Below are 11,286 nucleotides of genomic sequence, written 5' to 3'. Positions count from 1 at the left end.
ATCTGTCTTGTTTTGTCGATATTGTCGCAACTGCCTTTGAGAGAATCAGAGTTACCATTGGTTGACGAATAACAAAAAGGAAACTCAGGTGGCCATTGAACACTACGACATTATTATTATCGGTGCCGGGCTCTCCGGCATTGGCACGGCATGCCACATTGCGCGGGAACACCCCGGAAAGTCCCTGGCGATACTGGAGCGCCGGGAAAATGTGGGAGGCACCTGGGATTTGTTCCGTTACCCAGGTATACGCTCCGATTCTGACATGGCCAGCTTCGGATTTAACTTCAAGCCTTGGCATTCCGATAACGTATTGGCCCAAGGCGGCGATATTCGCGAGTACGTACGTGAAACGGCAGAAGAGTTCGGGTTGTACGACAAGATCAAATTTGGCCTGAAACTCAAAAACTCTAACTGGTCGACCAAAGACCAAAAGTGGGTTCTTTCTTCCGTGAAGGAAGCAACGGGCGAAGAGAAGGTGGTGAGCTGTAACTTCCTGGTTAACTGTGCCGGGTATTACAACTTCGATCAGGGCTACCGTCCGGATTTTCCAAAGGAAGAAGTCTTTAAAGGGGATATCGTTCACCCTCAGAGTTTGCCGGAAGGTTTCGACTATAGTGGCAAAAAAGTGGTGGTTATCGGCAGTGGCGCTACAGCCATAACACTGGTGCCCGCCATGGCGGATAAAGCTGCAAAAGTCACCATGGTGCAACGCTCACCCAGCTACATTATGTCCCTGCCGAACACCGATAAAATATCCATGGTGTTGAACAGGTTTTTGCCAAAAGCCTGGGTATTCAAGCTCGCCCGCCGGCGCAACATTCTATTCCAGCGTGCTCTATATCTCGCCTGCCAGCGCTGGCCTAAACCGATGCGCAAGATGTTTTTGTCGCATATGTACAAACATGCCCCAAACGTTGATAAACGCCACCTTACACCTGAGTACATGCCTTGGGATCAACGCTTGTGCGCTGCGCCCGATGGCGACTTTTTTGAAAGTTTGCGTTCGGGCAAGGCGGACATCGTAACCGACCATATAGATCATTTTGATGAAACAGGTATCGTGTTGAAATCCGGCCAGCATATCGACGCAGATATTGTTGTTGCTGCGACTGGCCTGGAGGTTCAGTTGATGGGGGGATCGACACTCAGCATCGACAACGAGGAGGTGAATCTGCCCAGAAAAATGGCTTACAAAGGTATCCTTATTCAGGATGTACCAAACTACGGGTGGATTTTCGGGTATACCAACGCGCCCTGGACCCTAAAGTGCGATATTGGCGGGCGCTACTTGTGCCGATTGCTTGCTCACATGGATAAAACAGGAGTGTCTGTTGCAACCGCAGTAGACACAGGAAATAACGCGACCGATGCCAGTGTGCTGGATGGGTTTGCACCCGGGTATATCGTGCGGGCAATCGATAAAATGCCTCGGCAGGGTAAGGCAGATCCCTGGAGGATAACCATGCACTACGGCAAGGATAAAAAAATGCTGGTTAACGACCCTGTGGATGATGGGAATATGCAGTTTGAAACTGCGGCTTCCGCTTCAGCCCGGGAGTCAGATGTTCTTCAGCAGGCCAGAACAGCTTAAAGCCAAACTGCGATAGAAAAGGGAAGGGTTATGAACAGGGGACGCAGTGGCAAACCGCCGGTAATGCTGATTCATGGAATGTGGAGCAATGAAGAGACATTGCGAGATGTGAACGAAGCATTTGTGTATCAGGGATACACTGTGGATTCTCTGCGCCTGCCATACCATTTTCCCAAAAAAGAGCATACAGCGGCCAGTCGTTCGAAACTGGCTAAAACACGCGTGCAGGAGTACGTCGCATATATTGTAGAGCAGGTAAAGCGTCTCGACTCCCCGCCAATTCTGGTGGGACATTCAATGGGCGCACTCTTGGCCCAGTTGGTGGCCGCCCAGGTACCCTGCCAACGACTGGTTCTTTTATCCTCCGCGCCCCCGGCAGGTATAAATGGCCTGAGTTGGTCAGCAATTCGCACTTTGGGCCGCAATCTGTTTCGTTTTCCTTTGTGGAATAGTGTTACGGAAGTCGGGCTTGCCAACGTGGAGTATGGTATCGCCAATGCCCAAAGCCGCTCTGTGCAGAAGGAAATCTACGAAAGCTGTACATACGAATCTGGCATGGCTACATTTCAGATCAGCGTCGGGTCTTTGTTGAGAAGCAGGTCTGCAACACATGTGAACACACAGAATATCAAATGCCCGGTTCTCATTGTGGGTGGCACTGCGGATCGAATCACCCCCATCAATATCCAGCGTAGCATCGCCAAACGTTTCGGTGCACAGGCGTCACTAGTGGAAATAGAGAGTTGCTGCCACTGGACCGTGGGAGGGGCCTACTTCCCAATGATTCGTACTGAGATATTCAAATGGCTGAAGGTCCAGCAGGGGTAGCTTTTCCCGGTGAATTTTATGCCTTTAAATGTGTGATTCCCGGAAGGCTCAATTCTATCGGTGATTGAAGGATCGGCTGGTTTATTTGCGCCCTAAAGCTCAACCCAGCGCCTCACGATATCCATAGCGGCTTGCGAAGGGTTAGCATTTCGGCTCCCGCGTACTTCACCAACAACCCAGGTGTTATTTCGCTGCTCGAGAGAAATAGTCAGCCGCTGCGGCGCTGTCATGCGGTAGATAAACACCTCTCCCTGTGCAATAAACGTATCGTAGCTGCCCGTGCAATGATGCATTGTGGAACCTTCATCCAACAGCTCTAACCGCGATGTGAGTGGTTCAATGCCTTCGATGGCGGGTAAGGGAGCGTTGGGTAATCCCCATGTTCCTGCTCAAGTGCCGCAGCACGGGCGGCCCGTTTTTGCTCAGACCCCATGCTGTTAAAGCGCTGGACCAAACGGTCGTGCAGCTCTTGCAGTGCCGGTCTGGAACGCAGCTGTTCCAGCCTTTGTACAATTCCGGCGGCCGTGTTCAGGCTGTCTCAGTGCCTTAATGATATCCTCTAGTTCCCAGGGAATTCCGGCTGAACCAACGGAGCGGCATGGCAGAGTGCCAACTCTGAACAATTAACTGAATTGGGTATTTCAGGATGGTGCTGAGGTCGAACACTACCTGATGTTCAGAATTGACAGGATCGTCAAGGGTTGGCTCAGCCATGCTAAGGCGTTAATGTCATCTTCACAAAACCAGCCAATGCCCCGCGAAGCTTTTCAGCTACCGCGCATTCAGGAACGTCATGGCGCTTGGCCAAATAGGTTGGATCGTTGTAGCCCAACCATACCTGTCCTGATTCGTCCTCCCAAACCAGCGCCTTGAGAGGCAGATCGATCGCGACAGTCTGCGCGCATTTCATGAATGGGGTTCCGCCCTGTGCATTGCCAAAAATCAGCAACTCAGTAGGCCTGAGCGCCATACCTGCTTTTTCTGCCCCTGCCGCATGATCTATGCGCGCGAAAACGTTCAAGCCTTTGCTTTTAACAACGTCTTCGAACTTGTTCATGGTTGCTTGAGCGCTGTAAGGGCTCTTAACCGTAATCAGGCCATCCGCTGCTTGGGCTTGGGAGAAAGCCACAACCAGGAACAGTGCAACAACGTACTTGAATGTCTTCATGATCTACCTCGATGACGATGTTCGTTCATGTGTGTGCATTTAGTACGATCTACTGTCGCACGTGGTTTTCAATTCAGACTATCACTTGGCCCGTCCTCGCTATAGATAAAAGGGCAAGTAAAGCGCCACGATAGGGAAGAAGTAAACAATCAGCAGGCAGCCGAACATCATGATGATAAATGGCCACACGCCTCGCACCACATCCATCACTCTGCCCCCGGCGACAGCCTGTATTACGAACAGGTTTAGCCCTACGGGAGGGGTTATCAAAGCGCATTCGATCATGATCACGAAAATGATGCCGAACCAGATGGGGTCTATGCCAAGTGGTGCCAATGAAGGGTAGAGCACCGGCATCATGATCAACAGCATAGAGATGGACTCCAGGAAGAATCCCATCACCAGTAATACCAGGCACACCGCCAGGATGAACAGGCCAGCACTGCCAATGTGCATGGTGACGAACATCGAGATGTCTTGCGGGATTTGGTAGAGGGTAATGGCCTTACCAAACACTTTGGCACCCGCCATGATGATGAATATGGTGATCGTGGTTTTCATGGTGTCGATGCAGGCTTTCTTAAAGCGCTCCCAGTTCATTGTTTTCAATGCGAGAACAATGATCAACGAGAGAGCCACGCCGATGGCTGCGGATTCTGTCGGCGTGAACACGCCTGCATAGATTCCACCAATAATAATGACGGCCAGAATGATGATGGGCAGAGCCCGCCAGGTGGCTGCAAGACGTTCACTTTTAGTGGCCTTGGGCACTGGTGTGCAGGCCTTGCCAAGCGTCGCGTACAGGAAGCTGAAAATGATAAAACTGCCGGCCATAATCAGGCCCGGAATAATACCGGCCAGGAACAGGTCAACAATGGATTCCTCGGTAATAACACCGTACACGATCATCGGGATCGACGGCGGAATAAGTATGCCGAGCGTGCCGCCCGCGGCAATCAAGCCCAACACAAAGGGGCGGTGGTATCCGCGATCGGTCATCTCTTTGATGGCAACACTGCCAATGGTTGCGGCAGTGGCAACAGACGACCCGGAAATTGCCGAAAAAATAGTGCACGAGGCGATGGTGGCGATTCCCAAACCGCCGGGCCAATGCCCAACCCAGGTTTGAACGGCGTTGAACAAGTCTTTACCAACGCCACCTTGCAGCAGGATGTTAGACATCAAGAGGAAGAGCGGTACAGACAGCAAAATAAAGCTGTCGAATGAGGAATACATGGCCATGGGCACCATTAAAGGTGACATGTCGGCCAGTAGCAGCATGCCAAGCCCAAGCCCACCCAGTACAAATCCAACCGGTACTCCGGAAAGCAACAACATCAACAGGGCGAATATAATCAGAGCAACAGTCATCAGACGTGAACCTCTTCAGCAGGCTGAATATGCCCTGTTAGTACAAGCGCAGCCTCTGTGAGACATTGAATAAAAAGAAGGCCAAAACCCACTGGAATGGCACTTTTTGTGATCCACATCGGCATACCTAACATGGAGGCTGAGGCGGCATTAATGGCGATTGCATCCTTCACGATGTACACGCCGTACCAGGTTACCCAGCCCGAAAACAACGCAACGATAAGCAACGACCACAGTTCTGCAACAGCTCGCATACGAGGGCCAAAGCGGCCGATCAACATGTCGATGCGGATCAGCGCCTGGTGCTGAAGTAGCCAGCTTGCGCCCAGGCAGGAAGCCCAGATCTGACATAGCAGTGACAGGTCTTCTACCCAGATAGTGGGGGACAGGAAGACGTAACGGGCAATGACTTCATAGGTGATCATGGCCGCAATCACTACAAACAAGGCTGCAGCGAGTCGCCCGCAAAGGGTAACGACTGCATGATTTATACGCACCCAGGCGGAGGGATGGCTCGCGCGCCAGGCCTGCGGGTCTTTTGATGTGGCGTTGTTAGTTGACATGGATAATCCCGACAACAGAAAAACAAACAATAACGGACGCCTGCAAAGCAAGCGTCCGTATACGGGAGAAAGTATTCAGATCAGAGCGCGTTTGCGGCTTCGATCACTTGCTCACCCAAAGGGCCGGCGTTTTCGATGAAGCTCTTCAGCACAGGGCGGGTTGCCTCCTGCCACTTGGCGATGTCTTCCGGGGTGAGATCAATCACGTTCATTTCGTTTCTGGCTTCTGCAATGGCATCGGCTTCAAGGGATTGAATCTTGTCGCGCAGTTGCTTTTCGACCTTTAGCGCTGCGTTTTGCAGAATGGTCCGCTCAGTGTCAGTCAAACCCTGCCAGGTTTTCTCGTTAATGAGCGTCATGAATTCGATGTTGGCGTGGTTGGTCAGGGTGAGGTGATCCATAACCTGATACAGCTTGCGTGGGCCAACAGCGGTTACGCCGGTCATGCCTGCATCAACGGTTCCGCGCTGGTACGCCAGGAACTGCTCAGAGCCTGCCATCACAGTCGGTGCAGCGCCGACCGATTTGGCGAATTCACCAAGGGTTTTACCAAATACACGCACCTTCATGCCTTTCATGTCGTCTGGCTGCTGAATGGGCTTTTTCTTGGAGAGTAGCGCAACGCCACCATAAGCCTGCCACCACAGAGGGCGAGCGCCGGTTTTGATGATTTCATCGTCCAGCAGGGTACGTACAGGGCTGCCAGGCTCAGTGGCTTTAACAACCTTCTCGTTTGTAGGGAACATGAACGGTACGTAGAACACATCCACTGCAGGAATGGTGCCCGCCATTTGGGTAACGCTGATAACGCCCATTTCAATGGCGCCAGAGCTCACGGCGTTGTGAACTTCTTTATCCTTATAGAGCTGTGCAGCCGGGAAAATCTGGATCTTTATATCACCATTACTGCTGCTTTCAACTTCGTTTTTGAAGTCGACCAGGTTCTGGCCCAAGTGATGTTTCAGGGGCAGTTGCAGTGTTACTTTCAGAGTGGTTGCTGCAAGTGCAGGCATGGCTGCGCCAAGGGAGCAGGCCAACACGCCTGAGCAGAGAAGGTGTTTTAATTTCATGTTAGATCCTTATTATTGGCTGTTTTTGGTTTTTTAAGGTGGCCTGATCAGCTGCGGCCGTTTTGCATCAATTCTTTTACAGACTGTGGGAGCGGTCGAGTGTCGCTACGTTTTCCGGCTTTGCGAACCTGACCGGGAAGATCATGGTTAACGATTTCTTCCAGGCGTTGCGATTGTAGCAACAAACCATCGAGATCTACGCCGGTATCCAGCCCCATTTCACTGAGCATGTGTACCAGATCTTCGGTGCAAATGTTGCCCGTCGCACCCGGAGCGAATGGGCAGCCGCCGAGCCCGCCGAGCGACGCATCGAACTGGTTAACCCCGGCAGCGAGCGCTGCATACACGTTCGCAAGCCCAAGGCCGCGGGTGTTATGAAAGTGCAGTGTCAGCTCCAGTTCTGGCCAGCGCTTGCGAACTTCCTCGCACAGTGATTGCACCTGATTGGGTACTGCCATGCCGGTTGTGTCGGCGAGGGTCAGGCTATGAAGGCCGCGTTCCAGGTACGCATCCACAAATCGCAGTATGCGTTCCTGTGACTGTTGGCCTTCAAAGGGACAGCCAAAGGTGGTGGCCAATGAGCCGTTCAGGCGCATGGGTGTGCCCGATACCATCTCCGCAATATCTTTGAATTGCTGCAACGACTGATCGCAGGTCATGCGCATATTCGCCAGGTTATGGCTTTCGCTGACCGACATAACAAGGTTGATTTCATCCACACCCAACTCTAGCGCACGGGCACAGCCTTTTTGGTTGGGCACGAGGGCAACGTAGCGGGTCGGGGTGTCCTTTCGGATGGCTTGGATGACCTCGGCGGCATCGCTCAGATTGGGGACGGCGCGCGGTGAAACAAACGAGGTAACCTCGATTTTGTTCAAGCCAAGGCCCGCAAGGGCATTGATCAGCTCAACCTTGGTTTCGGTTGGCACGAAATCCGGCTCGCTTTGAAAACCGTCGCGCGTCACCACCTCATTGATGAGTACCCGTTTTGGGATATCAGTAAACATCAGATCACTTCCTTGGCTTTCAGCGCCTGAATATCGTCATCGGAGTAGCCCAGGCTAGCGAGAATTTCGCTGTTATGTTCGCCAAGACTTGGGCCTACCCAGCGGGTTGCTCCGGGTGTGCCGCTCAGTTTTGGCACTATGCCCGGCAACGAAATCTCGCCGCCACCGGGTAGGGGGCGCTCGATAATCATTTCTCTGGCGCGGAAATGAGGGTCTTCAAAAATCTCGGCGGCGGTGTTGATTCCGCTGGAGGGAACAGCAGCGTTTTCCAGAACGGCCAGGGCGTCTGCAAGGTTATGCTGGGAGGTCCAGGCTTCTATGGCTTCATCCAGCTCATCACTGCGCTTCGCTCGGCCATCGTTATGGGTCAGCTCGGGATCATCTGCCAGGTCCGGGCGGTCAATAGCGTTCATTAGCCGTTTGAAGATGCTGTCGCTGTTGGCGGCAATGACTATGTATCGATTGTCCCGGCTGCGATACGTGCTGGAGGGAGCAATGCCGGGCATGCTGGCACCAGTGCGCTCCCGAACAAAACCAAACATACCGTACTCCGGGATCAGGCTTTCCATAACGCCGAAAACCGCCTCATACAGAGCCACGTCAACGAACTGACCCTTACCACCGTTAACCTTCAAGTGGTGCATTGCCATCATTGCGCCGATCACGCCATACAGGGAGGCCAGAGTGTCGCCAATGCTGATGCCGGCACGAACCGGTGGGCGGTCCGGATAGCCCGCAAGATGACGCATACCACCAATTGATTCGGCAATCGCTGCAAAGCCCGGGCGTGCTGCATAGGGGCCGTCCTGGCCATAGCCAGATACCCGAATCATGATCAGCGCAGGATTAATAGCCGACAACTGCTCCCAGCCCAGATTCCACTTTTCCAGTGTGCCAGGACGAAAGTTCTCGATAACGATGTCGCACTCTTCCACAAGCTTGTGAATGACGGCCTGGGCTTCGGGATCTTTGAGGTTGAGCGTAAGCGACTTTTTGTTACGGCTCTGGGAGTACCACCACAGCGACGTGTCGTTGTGCATTTTGCGCCAACGCCTTAGTGGGTCGCCTGTACCCGGTGGTTCCACCTTGATGACATCGGCACCGAACTGGGCAAGGATGCTGGCGGCATAGGGACCGGCAATCAGTGACCCCAGTTCAAGCACGCGAACGCCTTCCAGGGGCTGCGGTGTTTTCTCCTGATCCCCTGGGCAGGAAGATTCCTTGGTCATGTTCATCTCACATTGAATGGCATTGTTATCGTGTTGTTTTACAAAATAATGAGCCGGGAGGGAGAAATAACAAAATGGTTAAATGTGAGCCTGCCATCTCGAAATACGATGGCAGAAATCCTCAGCTGGGTGTGAGGTGTTCGAGCAAGCGTAAGGTCGCTTGCGACAAGGAGTGCTGGTTGCTGGTGCATAGCTTCAGGTTGCGGCTTGCCCAGCTGTCATTAAGGGGGATGGCCTTAACGCGGTGGGTGGTCACATAAGGCTGTGCAATATCTTGGGGCATGATGCCAATGCCGAGATCCTGTTCGACCATGCGCAGCAGTGCTTCATAGCTGGTGACCTGTATACGCATACGAAAGGTTTTTTCGGCTGCGGCTGCGGCCTGCAATAGCTTGTTATTAATAGCACTGCCTGTATGTAGACCAACGTAGTCGTATTGCAGCGTATCGATAAAGCTCAGGTTTTGGGCCTGGCTGAGGGGATGCTGGTTGGCGGTAATCAGGGCCAGCCGGTCGGATTGATATGGGTAAATGGTCAGGTTTTCCGTGTTGCCAAGCACCTCGGTAAAAATGCCGATGTCTGCCTGGTTTTGCGCCACGGTTTCAATAATTTCTGAACTGATACGTTCTTCCAGTTGAATCTGGATAAAGGGGTGCTGGTCCAGAAACGCTTTCAACTGGCTGGGCAAGAACTGAGTGATGGCTGAAATATTGGCGACGATTCTGACTTCGCCCCGCACACCCTGGGAGTATTCATGCATTCGCGCATGAACCTCTTCAAGCTGATGCAGTACACCTCTTGATAGCTGAGCCAGTGCTTTTCCAGCTTGGGTGCCGCCAACGCCCCGGTTTGTGCGCACCAGCAATTGAGTGTTCAGGCTGGTTTCGAGTTCACTGATGCGTTTACTGATTGCTGAGGCAGCGATGAATTCCTGTTCTGCCACAGCGGCTATCGTGCCCGTTTCCAGAACTCGCACAAACAGCCGCAATGATGTGGGGTCCAAATGCATACAACAAACGCTCCGGAGCAAATGACTCCATTGATTCTAGGGGGTTGGTCTGAAAAAGGAAGTGGCTTTCAGTTATGCTCCTGGTTCCGCAATCATTCTGCCCAGGACAGCTTCCATTTACCGGGCAGGCTTTCAATGCGTTACTATAGGCCGCCAATATATTCATCCATTGCAAAAGCAACGCGAGGTTTTCATGTTTTCAGCACTGAGTGCGGTTTTCCGCCCATTAATGCGATTGGGGCTTGTTGCCCAAATTGCCTTGGGGATTGTCGCAGGTGTGCTGTTGGTGATGATATCGCCTGAGGCTGCGGGTTCAGTCGCGTTGCTTGGCCAGCTGTTTGTGAAAGCCTTGAAAGCCGTAGCCCCGGTGTTGGTTTTTGTTTTGGTAGCTGCTGCCATAGCCGGCCACAAACAGGGGCAACCCACCCACATACGCGGAGTGTTGCTTCTTTATGTAATCGGAACACTTGCGGCAGCAGTAGTCGCTGTGGTCGCCAGTTTTCTGATTCCCACCCAGCTATCGCTGGATTTGAGTGGAGTTAGCGGCAATCCTCCCTCGAATATTGGGGAAATCCTGAAAAACCTTGTGCTCAGCGCGGTAAACAACCCGGTCAGAGCACTAATGGAATCCAATTTCATTGCCATACTGGTCTGGGCGGTTGGGCTAGGCTTTATGATGCGCACCGCCAGTGATACCACCCGCCAAGGCCTTGAGGACTTGTCCGAGGCAGTCTCCGGGATTGTTCGTGGCGTGATCCGCCTTGCGCCCCTGGGTATTTTTGGGTTGGTTGCCAATACACTTGCAGAGTCTGGCATCAGTGCTTTGCTGGGTTATGGTCAGCTCCTGGCTGTTATTGTTGGCTGTATGTTGTTTGTGGTATTGGTTACTAACCCGCTTATCGTGTTCTGGCAGATTCGCAGCAATCCCTATCCTTTAGTATTTGAGTGCCTGCGCGGTAGTGCGATTACGGCATTTTTTACGCGCAGTTCCGCTGCTAACATCCCCGTTAATCTGGAGCTTTCGGAGCGCCTGAAGCTGGATCCCGATACCTACACAATTTCTATCCCTCTCGGCGCTACGGTAAATATGGCGGGCGCGGCTATCACTATTTCTGTGATTACTCTTGCTACGGCACACACGTTAGGAATCCCTGTGGATTTCGGAACGGCGCTGTTGCTCTGCGTAGTGTCGGCATTGGCGGCTTGTGGCGTTTCGGGCGTTGCTGGCGGGTCGCTTCTGTTGATTCCCCTGGCGACCAGTCTGTTTGGTATTCCTGCAGAAGTGGCCATGCAAGCGGTGGCGATTGGCTTTGTTATCAGCGTTGTTCAGGATTCAGCCGAGACTGCATTGAACTCGTCTACCGATGTCTTGTTCACGGCAGCGGCCTGCCGCCGGGCGGAGTCGAAGCCGGATTAGCTTTCCTATGGATTATTTTAGCTGTGACGA

Annotated in this window: 11 protein-coding genes; 3 read left to right on the top strand and 8 right to left on the bottom strand. The window is 52.7% G+C overall.

The genetic code is table 11. The features are described from left to right. The first annotated feature begins 88 nt into the window (after positions 1-88). Positions 89-1,594, top strand: a complete 1,506-nt coding sequence (locus FE848_RS15150) for a flavin-containing monooxygenase (protein ID WP_200204695.1) — start codon at positions 89-91, stop codon at positions 1,592-1,594. Positions 1,595-1,624: 30 nt separating this feature from the next. Then, complete coding sequence (locus tag FE848_RS15145; protein WP_200204694.1) at positions 1,625-2,422, top strand: alpha/beta hydrolase; 798 nt, start codon at positions 1,625-1,627, stop codon at positions 2,420-2,422. Between the two features lie 92 nt (positions 2,423-2,514). Here the strand turns inward: FE848_RS15145 and FE848_RS15140 are convergent, their stop codons facing one another. From FE848_RS15140 to FE848_RS15105, 8 genes are all read right to left on the bottom strand, one after another. Then, the gene (locus tag FE848_RS15140; protein WP_320159520.1) at positions 2,515-2,763 is read right to left on the bottom strand and encodes a PcfJ domain-containing protein; all 249 of its coding nucleotides are present in this window, start codon (positions 2,761-2,763) and stop codon (positions 2,515-2,517) included. Positions 2,764-3,137: 374 nt separating this feature from the next. Continuing rightward, a complete protein-coding gene (locus tag FE848_RS15135; protein ID WP_200204692.1) occupies positions 3,138-3,590 on the bottom strand; it encodes a DUF302 domain-containing protein in 453 nt (150 codons plus the stop codon). A 99-nt stretch (positions 3,591-3,689) separates the two neighbouring features. After that, positions 3,690-4,961: a TRAP transporter large permease gene (locus FE848_RS15130; RefSeq protein WP_200204691.1), complete on the bottom strand. Its 1,272-nt coding sequence runs from the start codon at positions 4,959-4,961 to the stop codon at positions 3,690-3,692. After that, positions 4,961-5,524: a TRAP transporter small permease gene (locus FE848_RS15125; RefSeq protein WP_200204690.1), complete on the bottom strand. Its 564-nt coding sequence runs from the start codon at positions 5,522-5,524 to the stop codon at positions 4,961-4,963. Before FE848_RS15125 ends, FE848_RS15130 begins: the two co-directional genes overlap by 1 nt. 80 nt (positions 5,525-5,604) lie before the next feature. Next, on the bottom strand, positions 5,605-6,594 hold the full coding sequence (dctP, locus tag FE848_RS15120; RefSeq protein WP_200204689.1) for a TRAP transporter substrate-binding protein DctP: 990 nt from the start codon (positions 6,592-6,594) through the stop codon (positions 5,605-5,607). 47 nt (positions 6,595-6,641) lie between these two features. Next, positions 6,642-7,589, bottom strand: coding sequence for a hydroxymethylglutaryl-CoA lyase (locus FE848_RS15115; RefSeq protein ID WP_310966236.1), 948 nt, complete (start codon positions 7,587-7,589; stop codon positions 6,642-6,644). Between the two features lie 11 nt (positions 7,590-7,600). Continuing rightward, complete coding sequence (locus FE848_RS15110) at positions 7,601-8,830, bottom strand: CaiB/BaiF CoA transferase family protein (RefSeq protein ID WP_200204687.1); 1,230 nt, start codon at positions 8,828-8,830, stop codon at positions 7,601-7,603. Between the two features lie 121 nt (positions 8,831-8,951). Then, on the bottom strand, positions 8,952-9,839 hold the full coding sequence (locus tag FE848_RS15105; RefSeq protein ID WP_200204686.1) for a LysR family transcriptional regulator: 888 nt from the start codon (positions 9,837-9,839) through the stop codon (positions 8,952-8,954). Positions 9,840-10,032: 193 nt separating this feature from the next. On the opposite strand from FE848_RS15105, the gene sstT reads away from it, so the two are divergent. After that, complete coding sequence (sstT, locus tag FE848_RS15100) at positions 10,033-11,256, top strand: serine/threonine transporter SstT (protein WP_200204685.1); 1,224 nt, start codon at positions 10,033-10,035, stop codon at positions 11,254-11,256. The last annotated feature ends 30 nt before the right edge of the window (positions 11,257-11,286 follow it).

This window comes from Marinobacter sp. 1-3A (genome assembly GCF_016597775.1).
Lineage (GTDB): Bacteria > Pseudomonadota > Gammaproteobacteria > Pseudomonadales > Oleiphilaceae > Marinobacter > Marinobacter xiaoshiensis.
This window is presented reverse-complemented; position numbering and strand designations above follow the sequence as displayed.